This is a genomic window from Serratia sp. YWN4, assembly GCF_055790845.1.
On sequence record NZ_CM147696.1, the window covers coordinates 1,784,022 to 1,798,874 of the forward strand.

Annotated in this window: 18 protein-coding genes; 9 read left to right on the forward strand and 9 right to left on the reverse strand. The window is 52.8% G+C overall.

Annotated elements, in window-relative coordinates; all coding sequences use genetic code 11:
* Positions 1-2: 2 nt before the first annotated feature.
* The 3 genes from otnC to ltnD are packed head-to-tail and all read right to left on the reverse strand — an operon-like array spanning position 3 to position 2,826.
* Positions 3-653, reverse strand: coding sequence for a 3-oxo-tetronate 4-phosphate decarboxylase (gene otnC, locus ACX9GT_RS08400; protein WP_473190652.1), 651 nt, complete (start codon positions 651-653; stop codon positions 3-5).
* Entirely contained in the window at positions 650-1,912 is a 1,263-nt protein-coding gene (otnK, locus tag ACX9GT_RS08405; RefSeq protein ID WP_473190653.1) for a 3-oxo-tetronate kinase, read from the reverse strand. Before otnK ends, otnC begins: the two co-directional genes overlap by 4 nt.
* Positions 1,912-2,826, reverse strand: coding sequence for an L-threonate dehydrogenase (ltnD, locus tag ACX9GT_RS08410; protein WP_473190654.1), 915 nt, complete (start codon positions 2,824-2,826; stop codon positions 1,912-1,914). Before ltnD ends, otnK begins: the two co-directional genes overlap by 1 nt.
* A 261-nt stretch (positions 2,827-3,087) precedes the next feature.
* Between ltnD and ygbI the strand changes: the two genes are divergently transcribed.
* The 3 genes from ygbI to ACX9GT_RS08425 all read left to right on the forward strand — a co-directional run bounded on the left by ygbI (position 3,088) and on the right by ACX9GT_RS08425 (position 6,094).
* The gene (gene ygbI / locus ACX9GT_RS08415; protein WP_473190655.1) at positions 3,088-3,852 is read left to right on the forward strand and encodes a DNA-binding transcriptional repressor YgbI; all 765 of its coding nucleotides are present in this window, start codon (positions 3,088-3,090) and stop codon (positions 3,850-3,852) included.
* Between the two features lie 632 nt (positions 3,853-4,484).
* The gene (locus ACX9GT_RS08420) at positions 4,485-5,282 is read left to right on the forward strand and encodes a winged helix-turn-helix domain-containing protein (protein WP_473191539.1); all 798 of its coding nucleotides are present in this window, start codon (positions 4,485-4,487) and stop codon (positions 5,280-5,282) included.
* 191 nt (positions 5,283-5,473) lie between these two features.
* Positions 5,474-6,094: a helix-turn-helix transcriptional regulator gene (locus ACX9GT_RS08425; RefSeq protein WP_473190656.1), complete on the forward strand. Its 621-nt coding sequence runs from the start codon at positions 5,474-5,476 to the stop codon at positions 6,092-6,094.
* Positions 6,095-6,254: 160 nt separating this feature from the next.
* Here ACX9GT_RS08425 and ACX9GT_RS08430 read toward each other — a convergent pair whose 3' ends face one another.
* Both ACX9GT_RS08430 and ACX9GT_RS08435 read right to left on the reverse strand, forming a co-directional pair.
* Positions 6,255-7,721: a HAMP domain-containing sensor histidine kinase gene (locus ACX9GT_RS08430; protein ID WP_473190657.1), complete on the reverse strand. Its 1,467-nt coding sequence runs from the start codon at positions 7,719-7,721 to the stop codon at positions 6,255-6,257.
* Positions 7,722-7,724: 3 nt separating this feature from the next.
* Positions 7,725-8,438: a response regulator transcription factor gene (locus ACX9GT_RS08435; protein WP_473190658.1), complete on the reverse strand. Its 714-nt coding sequence runs from the start codon at positions 8,436-8,438 to the stop codon at positions 7,725-7,727.
* A gap of 150 nt (positions 8,439-8,588) precedes the next feature.
* Between ACX9GT_RS08435 and ACX9GT_RS08440 the strand changes: the two genes are divergently transcribed.
* From ACX9GT_RS08440 to ACX9GT_RS08455, 4 genes are all read left to right on the forward strand, one after another.
* Positions 8,589-9,200 (forward strand): cytochrome b/b6 domain-containing protein, encoded by a 612-nt coding sequence (locus ACX9GT_RS08440; protein WP_473190659.1) that lies wholly within the window; start codon positions 8,589-8,591, stop codon positions 9,198-9,200.
* A 10-nt stretch (positions 9,201-9,210) separates the two neighbouring features.
* The gene (locus ACX9GT_RS08445; protein ID WP_473190660.1) at positions 9,211-9,999 is read left to right on the forward strand and encodes a molybdopterin-dependent oxidoreductase; all 789 of its coding nucleotides are present in this window, start codon (positions 9,211-9,213) and stop codon (positions 9,997-9,999) included.
* A 61-nt stretch (positions 10,000-10,060) separates the two neighbouring features.
* Positions 10,061-10,351: a pentapeptide MXKDX repeat protein gene (locus ACX9GT_RS08450; RefSeq protein ID WP_473190661.1), complete on the forward strand. Its 291-nt coding sequence runs from the start codon at positions 10,061-10,063 to the stop codon at positions 10,349-10,351.
* Positions 10,352-10,412: 61 nt separating this feature from the next.
* Complete coding sequence (locus ACX9GT_RS08455) at positions 10,413-10,661, forward strand: YdgH/BhsA/McbA-like domain containing protein (RefSeq protein ID WP_473190662.1); 249 nt, start codon at positions 10,413-10,415, stop codon at positions 10,659-10,661.
* Positions 10,662-10,741: 80 nt separating this feature from the next.
* On the opposite strand, the gene ACX9GT_RS08460 is transcribed toward ACX9GT_RS08455, so the two are convergent.
* The 3 genes from ACX9GT_RS08460 to ACX9GT_RS08470 form a co-directional block, all read right to left on the reverse strand.
* Positions 10,742-11,188, reverse strand: coding sequence for a helix-turn-helix domain-containing protein (locus ACX9GT_RS08460; RefSeq protein WP_473190663.1), 447 nt, complete (start codon positions 11,186-11,188; stop codon positions 10,742-10,744).
* A gap of 253 nt (positions 11,189-11,441) precedes the next feature.
* Positions 11,442-12,149 carry a glutathione S-transferase N-terminal domain-containing protein gene (locus ACX9GT_RS08465; protein ID WP_473190664.1) on the reverse strand — a complete coding sequence of 236 codons (708 nt, stop codon included), beginning with the start codon at positions 12,147-12,149 and terminating at the stop codon, positions 11,442-11,444.
* Positions 12,150-12,225: 76 nt separating this feature from the next.
* Positions 12,226-12,909: an ArsR/SmtB family transcription factor gene (locus ACX9GT_RS08470; RefSeq protein WP_473190665.1), complete on the reverse strand. Its 684-nt coding sequence runs from the start codon at positions 12,907-12,909 to the stop codon at positions 12,226-12,228.
* Between the two features lie 80 nt (positions 12,910-12,989).
* Between ACX9GT_RS08470 and ACX9GT_RS08475 the strand changes: the two genes are divergently transcribed.
* Positions 12,990-13,943, forward strand: a complete 954-nt coding sequence (locus tag ACX9GT_RS08475; RefSeq protein WP_473190666.1) for a cytochrome P450 — start codon at positions 12,990-12,992, stop codon at positions 13,941-13,943.
* Positions 13,944-13,945: 2 nt separating this feature from the next.
* A complete protein-coding gene (locus ACX9GT_RS08480) occupies positions 13,946-14,293 on the forward strand; it encodes an antibiotic biosynthesis monooxygenase family protein (RefSeq protein ID WP_473190667.1) in 348 nt (115 codons plus the stop codon).
* Positions 14,294-14,334: 41 nt separating this feature from the next.
* Here the strand turns inward: ACX9GT_RS08480 and ACX9GT_RS08485 are convergent, their stop codons facing one another.
* A complete protein-coding gene (locus ACX9GT_RS08485) occupies positions 14,335-14,814 on the reverse strand; it encodes a winged helix-turn-helix transcriptional regulator (RefSeq protein WP_473190668.1) in 480 nt (159 codons plus the stop codon).
* Positions 14,815-14,853: the final 39 nt, after the last annotated feature.

The window sequence follows — 14,853 nt, forward strand, 5'->3', positions numbered from 1 at the left end:
TTTCAGCTCCGTAACTCGGCAATTTCATCATCGGTTAAATAACGAATCGGGCGGTTGCCGAGGGTGAAAATCAGCTTCGCCGCATCTTCCATTTCTTCGGTATTATTTGCTGCTTCGCGCAGGCTTTCGCCAGTGACGACCGGCCCATGGTTGGCCAGCAGGAACGCTTTATACGCCGGTGCCAGCTTGGCGAGATCTTCCGCCAGCCGTAGATCGCCAGGGCGATAGTAAGGCACTACCGGCACTTGACCGACGCGCATCACCACATAAGGAGTAAAGGGCTTGATGGCATTTTCCGTATCCAACCCTTGCAGGCAGGAGAGGGCGGTAAGGTAAGTGCAGTGCAGATGCACCACCGCCTTGCAAGCCGGGTTGTGCTGATACAGCGCACGGTGAAAGCTGATCTCTTTTGACGGCTTATCACCAGAGATCCACTCACCGCTCAGGCTGACTTTTGACAGCCGATCGGCCTGCAACTCCCCTAAACAAGAACCGGTGGGGGTAGCCAGCAGGGTGCCATCCGGCAGCAGCAGCGACAGGTTGCCCGCTGAACCGGTGGCGTAGCCGCGTTGGAAGAAAGAAGCGCCCAAACGCACCATTTCTTCTCTGGCCTGCTGCTCGGCGGCCGAAGGTTGGCCAACGGTGGTCGTCATACAGGAAACTCCATTTGTGCTCTGGCGAAAAAGTTTTCATCGCCGAAATTGCCCGATTTCAGGGCCAGTGAGACAGGTTGTTCGATAGCACGCACCCAAGGTACACCGGGCGAAATACAGGGGCCGATATGGAACCCGCGGATCCCCAGCGCCTGGGTAACGACGCCGGAGGTTTCACCGCCCGCGACGATAAAGCGGCTGAATCCCTGTTGGCGCAGGCGTGCGACCACGTCAGCAAACAGCGCTTCCACCGCCAGGCTGGCCGCTTCAACGCCATATTGCCGCTGAGTCTGTTGCAACTGCTCCGGTTCGGCGGTGGCGTACAGCAACGGGGCCAGTTCGGCTGCTGCATGTTGCTCCACCCAACGACTGAGTTCGGCGGCATAGGCGCTGCGATCGGTAGTATTGATGCAGCGCGCCACGTCGATAGCCTGCGCCGTAGCCTGTTGGCGATAGCGGTTGACCTGTTTGTTGGTCATGGTTGAGCAGGAGCCGGAAAGCACCACGGCTTTGTTACCCTGCGGCGCACCGGCTGACTGGGCTTTTTCCAGGCCCGGTTGCGCCCATTGGCGGGCAATGCCGATCGCCAGCCCGGAACCGCCGGTCACCAGCTTCATGGTTTTCAGCGCTTCCCCTTGGGTGAGCAAATGCTGCTCATTCAGGGTGTCCAGCACCGCATAGCGCACGCCTTGCTGCGCTAACTGCTGTAGTTTTTCTTTTACCGCACCAGCACCGCGATCCATCTCCGCTGTATTCACCAGCCCACAGCGCCCGGTTGCCTGCGCTTCCATCAGCCGCAACAGATTGCTATCGGTCATCGGCGTGACCGGGTGGTTGCGCATGCCGGATTCAGACAGCAGTTGATCCATCACGAACAAGTACCCTTGATACACCGTGCGTCCGTTGACCGGCAGCGCGGGGGAGATCACCGTTTGTTGTTCGCCCAGCGCATCAAGTAAAGCATCGGTCACCGGGCCGATATTGCCCTGCGCGGTGCTGTCGAAAGTGGAGCAGTATTTGAAGTAGAACTGGCGGCAGCCTTGGCGTTGCAACCAGGCCAGCGCCTGCAACGATTGTTCGATCGCCTGATCGACCGGGCAAGAGCGTGATTTCAGGCTGATCACCACCGCTTGGGCGCTCACTGGCGCATCGTCCTGCGGTACGCCGTTCAGTTGGACGGTGGGTAAACCGTTTTCTACCAGGAAGCTGGCGATATCGGTCGCGCCGGTAAAATCATCGGCAATCACTCCGAGCAGCATTATGCGTTCCTCTTGTTATCTGGCAGGTTGATGCCAGAAAAAATCTTGATCACCGCGCTGTCGTCTTCTTTGCCATAACCGGCATTGCTGGCGGAGGTGAACATATTGAATGCCGTGGAGGCCAGCGGCAGCGGGAAGTGCAGCGCCTTGGCGGTGTCGGCCACCAGCCCGAGGTCTTTAACGAAGATGTCCACGGCGGATTTTGGCGTATAGTCGCCGTCCACTACGTGGCGCATACGGTTTTCAAACATCCAGGAATTACCGGCGGCGTGGGTGACGACATCGTACATCACGTCCAGCGGGATACCGGCGCGTGACGCCAGCGCCATCGCTTCGGCCCCGGCGGCAATATGCACCCCTGCCAGCAGTTGGTGGATGATTTTTACCGTAGCACCCAGGCCGATTTCTTCTCCGATGCGGTAGACTTTACCGGCGACGGCGTCCAAGACCGGTTGCAACTGGGCGAAGGTGGCTTCACTGCCTGATGCCATTACCGTCATCTGGCCTTCTGCGGCCTTGGCTGCGCCGCCGGAAACCGGGGCATCCAGCATGTTGAGGCCGAAGGTTTTCAGCCCCTGTTCGATCTCTTTGGCATCGGCGGCGGCAATGGTGGAAGACACCATCACCGGCGTGTTGGGTTTAAGCTGTGCTGCCAGGCCGTGGTCGCCAAACAGAATGTGTTTCACCTGTGCCGCATTGACCACCAGCAGCAGCACGGCATCCAGTTCAGCCGCAAATCCTGCCACGCTGGTGGCTGCCTGCTTGGCCCCGGCCTGTTGCAGAGTGGCCAACGCCTGTGGGTTGAGATCGACACCATAAGTGGTGAGCCCGGCATTAATGCACGACTTTGCTGCCCCCATGCCCATAGAGCCCAAGCCGACGATGCAAACTGAATAATTTCCTGGCTGTGTCATAAAACACTCCTGTTAATTTTAGTGATTATTTGTTTTGTTGTGTTAAATGTAAGCGTTCTAGCGGCGGTTATCGGTGATCATCTTCACAATTATTAACAATAAAGAAAAAGGCCATACATAGCAGAAACTTTCCTTAACATAATGCTTTTAAATGTTTTTTGTGATTATGATGGGCTTCACAGCCTGGAAAGCTTTGCTTTCTCTGCACGAAAATTGACGTAAAATCACAATTATTATCACTGCGGTTATTGAGAGGGAATCGTGATACCTGTTGAACGCCACCAACAAATTTTAGCGCTGGTATCTGAGCGCGGCGTGGTCAGCATCGCCGAACTGACCGAAAGGCTGGGGGTGTCGCATATGACTATCCGGCGCGATCTGCAAAAACTGGAAGAACAAGGCACCGTGATTACCGTTTCTGGTGGCGTACAGTCGGCTGAACGGGTGGCAACAGAACCTTCGCATCAAGATAAAGAGGGCATGTTCAGCCAGCAGAAAGCGGCGATTGGGCAACTGGCCGCGCGCCAGATCCCGGTTAACAGCTGCATTTATCTGGATGCGGGCACCACCACGCTGGCCCTGGCCCGGCAGATTGGCGATCGTGACGATATCACCGTGGTGACCAACGATTTTGTGATCGCGGCTTACCTGCTTGAACACAGCCAATGCAAGCTGATCCACACCGGTGGAACCGTCTGCCGTGAAAACCGTTCCTGCGTGGGGGCCGCAGCGGCCCAGGCATTGGGTCACCTGTTTATCGATCTGGCGTTTATCTCGGCTTCTTCGTGGAGTATGCGTGGGCTGTCAACGCCCAATGAAGATAAGGTGGTGGTGAAGCAGGCGATTGTTGAAGCGAGCCGCCGCTGTATCCTGCTGAGCGATACGTCCAAATATGGCAAGGTGGCCACCTATCTGGCGCTGCCGATCGCGGTATTTGATGCGATTATCACCGATGGCAATCTACCGGAAGCGGCACAGGAAGCGATTACGCAGGCGAATATTTCGCTGCTGATGGCCAATATTTGACCAACATTTATGAGGCATTGTCCCTTCATTGGCCCACCAGTGACACCCACATGCCATCAAGGGACACAGCCTATTACTTGTGTAATCGCAGTGACTGCCCAGCTTAATTTCCTTTGTTAATATTTTGTCATCGATCTGCGAGATGAAGTGACGTTTTTGGAGAGAGAATTCGAAGATTTCTATTTTCACTTGAGCGTTTTCAACACTGAACCACATTGATTTCAAAGCATAAGCCCCGTTTGAAACCGCTATTTGCTCTCATTTTTTCGTAAAGCAAAAGATCTCACTTCTTAAAGCATCACTATTTTTACATTAAAATTTACTTAAACAGATGATTTATATCTGTTTTGAGCTTAAAAATTGTTATTTACAAAATAAAAATCTAACTTTTGATTGTTTCATATATAAATATATCAATGTGCGGCGTGTTTGTATAACCTTTGGCTCGGGTTATGAGAAAATTCTTACTCCAAGGAAGGAAAAAAACAAGATAGTCCTCTTTGGTGTTAAGACATTGATACCAAAGTATAAAGTAGGATTTACCAAAGTTAGCTTTTTACACTTTAGTTAATGCTTTATTAACAACAGATGCCAGGATTAGGCTGTTCTTATAGTGAAAACCCGTGAATAACATGAAATATAGATTTAATGACCGTATTCTTTTCGACGCTGATAACGGAGCGTTGAGCCTGTGTGATTTCTCCGATGAGCCCTTACCTATCTCGAATCCTTCAAAACGTCTGTTGCAGTTGTTGATTGCCCACCATGGCGATGCTGTTAGCCGAGAAGTGATATTCAAGAAAGTATGGGATGACTACGGTATGGTCTCCAGCAACAATAATCTTAATCAGTGTGTCAGTAAATTACGCAGAGTGATCAAGGCATTAGGCATTGATGATGAGGTTATTGTTACCGTGCCTAAAGTGGGCTTTATGTTGCGGCACGAAATACAGGTGGAAATCTGTAAAAAAGAGGATGAGGCGTTTGTTAGCGACGATGTACCGTTAGCCAAACCCACGGTGCATACGGAGGTGAAACCACTGTCAGCAACGGCTCGTTCTTCACCAGCGAGACATATTCATTACGGTTGGGGAATTCTGGCGTTTGTTTTTGTTGTGATTAGCGGTATTGCCATTTATAGCTTTAGCTCGGTTTCCCGTGAGGAAACGTATTTGGGCAAGGCAGGCGAGTGTAAGGTGTTCATGTCAACCTCGGCAGATACCGGCGTTGGTGATGATGTTCTGGCTTACGCCGAGCTGCAAAAAGTGCAGTGCAATGCAGATGAGTATCTGCTGCTGGTACGTAGTAATCAGGTTAAGTCGTATATATCCGGTATCTCCAGGCTGTTTTTTCTGCGCTGTAAGGTTCTTCGTGAGCATAAAGTAGAAATTTGCTCCGGGTTGGAAAGTGAAAACTCACCGCTAATGTAATCATTATCATCGGGTGTCAGGATGAAACACCAGCAGGGGAAATGGAATATGCCACCAAGAACACACTATTAAAATCAAATAATTAATCTCAATGCAGCGCATTAAAAAATGCCCTTTTATATTTTGGCATTCAAGAGGCTATGCTTTGCGTTTTTTCCAATATTCTTACAGTTATTCGATGGTAATTTGTTATGAAGAAAGCTACTTATGAAGGTGATTTCATTTTTTTTGATCCTTCTCCTTGGGTGAGAAAAGGATTACAGACGCTGATTGATCCTGAGCATACTCGCACTTGCAGTTTTCAACACCTGAAAGAAATAGAAATTGCGCTGGGTGATAACGAGAAACAAACCGTTATCATGGAGCTCTATAGCCATTCTGAAAACTTGTATAACGTTACTCAATTTGTTTTAACCTCCAGAGTATTCTGGCCGGATGCTGCTTTTGTGATATTCACCGATATTACGCATACTGGCATTCTTGCTATTCTGGCAATGGAGCCTCACTTGTCCTTGGTGTCCAAACGTGATGATCTGGATTGCCTGTCTACCGCTATTGATATCAAGGGGTATCGCAGTCTATCTATCCAGAGCCTGCTAGGGCAACCGATACAGCCGCTTTCGCACAGCGAATGGCGTATTCTGGCTCTGATGACGAGCGGTGCCGATCCTCAGCGTATTGCCGATGTTACCCAACGCAGCTACAAAACGGTCAGTACCCATAAGCTTAATATTATGCGCAAGCTACAGTTAAATCAGGCGGATTTTATGCGCCTTATTCTGGTATTCCGTACCCGCTATTACCCTTTATAAATGCCGGGTAACGACTCTTTTTTTTGCTATATTCTTTCTATATTTGCCACCAAGATTACGGTATTAAAGTTAACGGTATAAACTGAATAACGGTTGATTGTCACAGAGCGTTACCGTTACCTTGAATGACATATAACGACGACAATTGCCGCCGTTGCGCTCAGTACACCGGAACCGAAAAACGGAAACAGGCACCTGCGTGCGGTTGTTCCACTAGTGTGATATCGCTGTCATGTAATTGCAGGATGCGCTTTACAATCATCAAACCCAAACCTCCGGCGTGGCGGCGGGCGTTATTCAGGATTGACGGGCGGATAAACAGATCTGCACGTAATTCTTGTGGGATCCCCGGCCCGCTGTCGTTCACCTGTACCATCACCTTATTGCCCTGTGTCCATAGGCGGATGGTGATTTCGCCGGTTTGAGGCGTATGCCGGATAGCGTTGTCCAGCAGATTGGTCAACACCCGCTCCATCATGCTCAGATCGGCATTCACCAGTGGGATCCCCGGCTGAATATCGGCACGCAGCTGCTGTTGGCGCGCTTCGGCGGCCAGCTCAAACTTCTGGAACACATCTTGTACCAATTCACTGAGTGAGAACGGTTCCTTCTGCGGTTTTACTACCCCATATTCCAGCCGCGCCAGTTCGAACAGTTCCTGCGCCAACCGGCCTACCTTGCGGCTTTGTGCCAGTGCGATCTCCAGATAACGTTGGCGATCGGTTTCCGCCAGGCTGGCCGATTTCACCGACAGCGTTTCCAGATAACCATGCAGCGAAGTGAGCGGCGTGCGCAGATCGTGCGAGATATTGGCGATAAACTCGCGCCGTTGCTGATCCTGCTGTGACAGTGCCTGCCACTGCTCGGCAATCCGCTGCGCCATACGGCGAAAGGCTTGTTGCAACTGGCTGACTTCGTCGTGGCCGCTACTCTCAGGAGTGTTATTAGCGTAAGCCTGCAAGGCGGCGATACCGTCGCTGTCCAGTTCGCTGACCTGCTGAGTCAGGTGGCGGATCGGGCGAGTTACCCAACGGAAGGCAAAAGCCCCCGCCAGCAGCCCGAACAGCACGACCAGCCCCATTGACCACAGCGCCGAATAAAGTGCGGAATTCACCTGCGCATTGTTGGCCAAGGCATCGTAATCCTCACCGAGCAGCACCACATACAGGTAGCCTTCGATCTCACCGTTGACCTTCAGCGGGGCAACGCTGAACACTTTGTTGGCGTTCAAGTTGCGTGGGTCGTCACCATAAATCGGCATTTTTGCCCCGCTCAGCAGCGCCTGGATGGGAGCTAGATCGACTTTCTGCCGTTTCAGGCGCCCGGCAGGCGCGGCATTGCCAACGATATTGCCTTGTTTATCCAGCAGGTAAACTTCCACGCTCGGGTTGACCGCCATCAGGCGATCAAACAGGGTATGCACCGAGTGGTCGTCCCATCCTTTGGGGCTCAGCAGTGGATTGCTGGTGGCAATATGCAACGCCAGATTGGCAGAAAGCCGTTGAATCACCGCCTGGCTGTATTGGGTGCTGCTGCGCACCTGCAATACGCCGGAGATCGAACAGCAGATCAGCAGCAGCAGTGCGAAAACCAACGTCAGGCGTTGTGTGAGCGTGAGATTTTTCATGATTCACTCTTGCGGCGTGGCCGCGAATTTATAGCCCATGCCCCAGACGGTGAGGATGCGCTCGGGTTCAGCCGGGTTGCTTTCGATTTTGATCCGCAGCCGGTTGATATGCGTATTGACGGTATGTTCATAACCTTCATGCTGGTATCCCCACACCTGATTCAGCAAACTGAGGCGCGAGAACACTTTGCCCGGATGGCGGGCGAAAAAATACAGCAGGTCGAATTCGCGCGGCGTCAGCTCTACCGGTTGCTGGTTCAGATGCACCTCACGGGCGATAGGATCGACGATCAGCCCGTGGAAACTCAAGGTGCCCGCTTCCATGCGCAGGTTGCGTGTCATCGCTTCCTGGCGGCGGAATAGCGCCTTGACTCGTGCCACCAGTTCCAGCATCGAGAAGGGCTTGGCGAGATAATCGTCAGCACCCAGCTCAAGCCCCAACACCCGGTGAACTTCGCTGGAGCGTGCGCTGGTAATGATGATCGGGGTATAGCGCGTCATGTTGCGTGCACGGCGGCAGATTTCCAGCCCATCAATCCCCGGCAGCATCAGATCGAGGATCAGGGCGTCCCAGCCGCCTTGTTCCAGCATCGCCATACCCAGGTTGCCATCGGCGGCGTGGCTGATGTCATAACCTTCGTCGCGCAGATGCAACTGCAACAGTTCGGCGATATTGGCATCGTCCTCGACGATCAAAATGCGTTTTGCCTTATCCATTCTTCCCACCGCGTTTTTTAGCCATTACTGAAGTCTACACAACCCCTGCCATCAGAGTTGTCACATTTTATTTAACTTTACGTGAGGTATTGGGGAACAAATATGGCTAATACTTAATTCACCGAAACAGGTTCTGCCAGGAGAGACACCATGAGTATGTCGATCACGCCAGAGAAAACCAGCCTTATCCACCCGCTGTGGCTGCGGTTGACGCACTGGCTGAATGCGTTGGCGATGCTGATTATGGTCACCAGCGGTTGGCGGATCTACAACGCCTCACCGTTGTTTAACTTCAGATTTTTTAATGAATTAACCTTGGGAGGCTGGTTAGGCGGCGCATTGCAGTGGCACTTCGCCGGGATGTGGCTGTTTGCCCTCAACGGCCTGTGTTATTTGCTGATTAACCTGTTTAGCGGCCGTTTTAAACGCCAGTATTGGCCGCTCAGCCCACGTCAATTCTTTATCGATCTGTGGGCGGCGCTGCGCGGCAAATTGCAACATGCCGATTTGCGCCACTACAACATGGTACAACGTGCGGCCTACCTGTTTGTGATAGTCGTCAGCATCTTGATCGTGCTTTCCGGGCTGGTGGTGTGGAAGTCGGTGCAGTTTCCCCTGCTGCGCACGCTGCTGGGTGGTTATGACATGGCCCGCTATATCCACTTTTTTGCCATGTCGGCGCTGGTAGGGTTTGTGGTGATCCATCTGGTGATGGTGGCACTGGTGCCCCGCACTCTGCTTGCCATGCTGCGTGGGCGCTAAGGAATATGCGATGAAAACAGAAAAACAGCCAATTAGCCTGCAAGAAGATCAGAGCCTAGTTAAAGAAGCGCAGCGCCTGCTGGCACGCCAGCTCGAATCCTCATCCCGCCGTCGCTTTTTGCGCAATGGGCTGACGCTGGGGGGCATCGCAATGCTTACCGGGTGCGATCTGAGTGATAACACCCATGTAGAGCAGGCATTGAGCCGGATTTCACGGTTTAACGATCGGGTACAGGGCTGGCTGTTTAATGCCGATCATCTGGCACCGGTCTACCCGGAATCAATGATGACCCGGCCATTCCCGTTCAACGCGTTTTATGCCGAGGATGAAGCTCCAGAGATCAACGGCGACGACTATAAGCTGGAAGTGGCTGGTCTGGTGCTGCACAAACAGCCCTGGACGCTGCCGCAACTGCACAAAATGACGCAAATCAGCCAGGTCACGCGCCATATTTGCGTTGAAGGCTGGAGTGCCATCGGTAAATGGGGCGGGGTGCCTTTTGCCGCCTTCCTGCAAGCGATTGGTGCCGATCTTAATGCCAAATATGTCAGTTTTAAATGCGCTGACGACTATTACACCAGCATCGATATGGCCACTGCGCTGCATCCGCAGACTATTCTGGCGTTGACCTATGACGGGCAAATCCTGCCGCGTAAATACGGCTACCCGATGAAGCTGCGTATGCCTACCAAATTGGGTTACAAAAATCCGAAACATATTCAGGTGATCGAGGTCACCAATCGCTTCCCTGGAGGTTACTGGGAAGATCAAGGTTACAACTGGTTTGGCGGCAGTTGATCGCTGCTCTAAATAACTCCATGCACTGAACGGTGCCTTCTAAATAACCAAAGGAAATATCATGAAAAAGTTATTCGCAATGATGATGTGTAGCGCGTTGATGTTGGGTGTCTCCGGGGTTTATGCAGCAGACAGCATGAGCCACGATGGCATGAAAAAGGATGAGATGAGCCAAATGTCCCACGACGGCATGGCCAAAGACAATATGGCTAAGGACAGTATGAAAAAAGAGCACATGAAGAAAGACCATATGGCCAAAGATGCCATGCAGAAAGATGAAATGAAGAAAGATCATATGGCTAAGGATGCCATGAAGAAAGATGAAATGAAGAAAGATGCAATGAGCCAGTAAATCCTAGCCAAGATCCGGCGGCTTAGGCCGCCGATCATTTCCAGTTATCGAGAGGTTTATTATGAAAAACATCATTTTGGCCGTAGTTCTGGCCTGTATTGGCAGTACCGCTCTGGCCGCTACTCCGGTGAGTGCCATTGATGCGCAAAAGTTACAAAAAATCGGCGTGGTTTCCAGCCAGGCAACCACGTTGAGTGGTTTTGAACAGATGATCGCCGCTGAAGCTCAGCAGCAAGGGGCCAGCGCTTACCGCATTACGTCGGTTTCAGTGAATAACCACGTTTACGGCACGGCGGCGCTGTATAAATAGGGAGAGTTATGCCTTCAAATTCCGGCATATCAAGTTAGAGGGACGTAGTCTGACTGCGTCCCTTTTGCTATGAAAGTCGCTCAGCGCTGCCCCATCCATTGGGTGCATTTACCATCGGTACATTTGCCGCTGTACAACAGATGCAGGCCGGGTGATTCGTTATGGTAACTGTTGTTCTGTGGATATGATTCAGCCACACTTGGTGGTGACGTACGGCGATAGACCGCAGGGGTTGCGCCAAACTGCTTTTTGAATGCCCGCGAAAATGAAGGCTGGGAATCAAAGTGAAATTGCAGGGCGATGTCCAGAATCGAGCGAGGGGTGGCGCGTAGAACCTGCGCGGCCTGCGAGAGACGGCGCTCGCGGATGTAACTGCCAAGTGCATGACCGGTGGTACTGCGGAACATGCGTTGCAAGTGCCATTTGGAGTAGCCCGATTTTGCTGCCACGTTGTCCAGCAGCAGCGGTTGATCCAGATGTGTTTCTATCCAGTCCATCAAGTCGTGAATGATATTGGCACGATCCATTGTTTAAATCCTCCCGCAGGTACGACATTCAGGTCACAGTAAAATAAGATTAATAATCCAAGTTTATTCTTTGATAATAGGCCTGCATGACAGGTGACGCAAGTGCTAACTGGGGAATTCCGCGTGGCGAAAAATGCTCTACAGGGAGGAAGGGAATAAATCGACCAGGGTATCAGTGACAGCAGATCTGGCAGAGCCTGGTCCAAAGATATCTGTGAGAAGGGATAGCCCGTTTGGCTATCCCCAAGCGTCGTTAGGCTTCGCGGGCAGGAATATTCACTCCACGCTGCACCGCTGGCCGGGCTAATCCGCGCTCCAGCCATTGGCCGACCAGTGGGAAACTGTCGAATTCCACCAGTTCACGTGCCTGATAGAAACCAATCAGGTTGCGTACCCAGCCGAGCAGTGAAATATCGGCAATGGTGTAATCGGCACCCATGATCCAATCGCGCCCAGCCAAGCGGCTTTCCAGCACGCCGAGCAGGCGCTTGGACTCTTTCTGGTAGCGTTCCAGCGGCCGCTTGTCTTCATATTCGCGCCCGGCGAATTTGTGGAAAAAGCCAAGCTGGCCGAACATTGGGCCAACCGCCGCCATTTGGAAGAAGACCCACTGGATAGTTTCATAACGCAACGCAGCATCTTGCGGTAAGAACTTGCCGCTTTTCTCTGCCAGATACAGCAGGATCGCGCCAGATTCGAACAGTTCGAACGGTTTGCCGCCGGGGCCATCGGGATCGATGATTGCCGGGATTTTACCGTTCGGGTTCAGCGACAGGAATTCCGGCGTCCAGGTTTCGTTGTTACCGATATCAACCAGATGTGCCTCATAAGGCAAACCGATCTCCTCCAGCATGATGGACACTTTCACCCCATTCGGCGTTGGCAGCGAGTAGAGCTGTAATCGATCAGGGTGCTTAGCAGGCCAGCGTTGAGTAATGGGGAATTGGGCTTGATCAAACATGGTCACTCCTCAGGTTTTACGGATTCGCAAACAGGATACTCAATGAATCAGGCTGTAAACCTAGCCTGTTATCGGGTTAAACGGATATGCCAAAATGTGCGATTAGCGCCTTTTTACCCGCCGCAGTGAATTGCAGTGCGCGGCTGTCAAGTTGGCGCTGGATCCAGCCACGCTTTTCGAACCCAGCTAGCAGTGCGGCACCGAGTGCGCCGCCAAGGTGGGCTTTGCGTTCGCTCCAGTCCAGGCAACCGCAGGCAAAACGCCGCCGAGAAAGCACCGGGGAACAGTCGATACCCAACTGTGCCAAGGCTGTTTGCCCCTGGTTGCTGAGCTGATAGTCGTTGTCGCCGGTCAACCATGCCAGCTCAAACAGGCGGTTATGCAACAGAACGGCGACTTCGCCCGCCATATGGTCGTAGCAGGTGCGGGCAAAGCGTAATGAGGTTGGCGTGGTGCTTTTTACGACCGGCCGCTCAACGCCAGCCAGCGCCATCAGGGTTTCCAGTACATCGGCCACTGGCTGACCAGCTAAGCGGTAAAAACGGTAGCGCCCTTGCTTCACGCAGGCGATCAGGCGTTGTTCTTGTAGGCGTGCCAGATGATTGCTGGCGGTTGAGGCAGCCACATCCACCGCCGCGCTCAGTTCGGTGGCCGTATAGGCGCGGCCATCCATCAGCAGGCACAGCATGCGTGCTCGCGTATGGTCAGCGATGGCAGCGGTTAACGCCGCGAGGCGATCTTCAATATCGGTATCATTCATATTTCGAGCATAAGCGAAGTGTTATCGTTCGTCTAACGCCACAATGCCAATTCCTCTGTTTAACCTGAAGGAAATATCTCATGACGGTCTGCCCCTTTTCCGTTGTCACGCGGCAAGCGGTACGTGAAGCCTTGACTCATGCCGATCTTGGCGTGCGCCCGCCACATGAACCCGTGCCGATGGCGCTGCTTAACACCCCGGCGCAACTTGTGTTTGCCGCCTTGGTTCGCATGCGTGACGATGCTGGGCACAGTGAGCTGAAGGCTGCCATCAGCACGGTGTTAACCTCGTTCAGTGATAATGAGATTCGCCAGGTAGCGACTCGGGTGGCACAACAATTGGCCCCCGGCGCGCTCACGGCCGAGCAACTAACCCGTTTCAATTACGCCTTACCGATTGGCGTATTGGCGGAGATGCTGGGCGTTGCCTATCAGGAACGTACGGCGCTGGTGGATAATGTATTGGATTTTATACGCTGCATCGCCCCTGGCGGCAGCGAGCAGCAGATGGCGTGCGGTGCCGTTGCCGCCGGAAAATTGCATGAGTGGATGCAGACTGCCGATGGCCCATTATTCACCCGCTTGTGCCAACATATTGGCGATCGTTCGGTGGCGATCGCCAATGCCATCGGGCTGTTTTTTCAGGCCTGTGAGGGCACCGCCGGATTATTAGGGCAAACGCTGTTATTGATGCAGGAACGGGATGTGGCAGCGGAAGATGGCCTCGCTGCCGTGCTACAGGAAACGCCGCCGATTCACACCACTCGCCGTTTTGCGTTGCGTGAGACCGAACTGGCTGGTAAGCGGTTGACGGTTGGGCAAGTGGTGCTGATTCCGTTGAAGACGGCTGAAGAAAGTTTTGCCTTCGGCTGCGGCAGCCATCAGTGTCCTGGGTCCGATTGGGCGCAATCTATTGCCTTGAGCGGCATTCGTCATTTATTGGCGCTCAATCTTGAGCCAGAATTATTGGCCCACTTTCGCTGGCGCGTTTCGCAGAATGCGCATGTGCCGGAATTTTTTACTGTTGAGGAGTGATGATGATCGCGGTCATTTTTGAATTGCAGGCTGCCGAAGGGCAGCGAGAAACCTATCTTAATCTGGCGGCTGAACTGAAGCCGCTATTGGCAGAAATCGACGGATTTATTTCTATTGAGCGCTTTCAGAGCCTGAGCGATCCACAAAAATTGCTGTCGTTATCATTCTGGCGCGATGAAGCGGCGGTGCAGCAGTGGCGTAATCTGGAGCAGCACCGTAAGGCGCAGGCACGCGGGCGGCACGACGTGCTGGAATATTATCGGCTGCGGGTGGCTGATGTGGTGCGTGACTATGGGCTGGAACCGCGCGAACAGGCACCGGCAGATAGTCAGCACTTTCATCAGAAGTAGAAGTCTGGGGCGAACCTGAAGATAGCACTTACCCAAAATTATTAAAGCGGCTTTGTCGCGCCAGCCTGAACAATCGGTGTCAGTTGGGCCTGTTCCAGCGTAACGATTTTACCTTGCTGGGTTATCAGCACCTGTTGCAGTGGCTGGCCGCTTTCTTTTTCTGTCAACATGACATGGGGCTTATCGCCAAGCAGATACTTGTGCCCCCATTCCATCAACGCCATCAGGATCGGCCCCAAACTGCGGCCTTTTTCGGTTAACACATATTCATGGCGCTCCCGTATTCCCGGTTCTTGATAGGCGTTTTTGCGCAATAAGCCATCTTCAACCATGGCCGCCAAACGGCTGCTCAAGGCGTGCCTGGATGCGCCAATATCCACGCGTAAATCTTCGAACCGCGTCACGCCATAGAAGGCTTCACGCAGGATCAAGAGCGTCCAGCGATCGCCGATGGTTTCTGCGGCCTGGGCTAAACCGCATAATTCAGCCGAGAGAGGGGGGATCCGGAGCATTTTTGACATGAGCAGTGACCTTGTTTATTCTGAGTCTGATTATCAGAC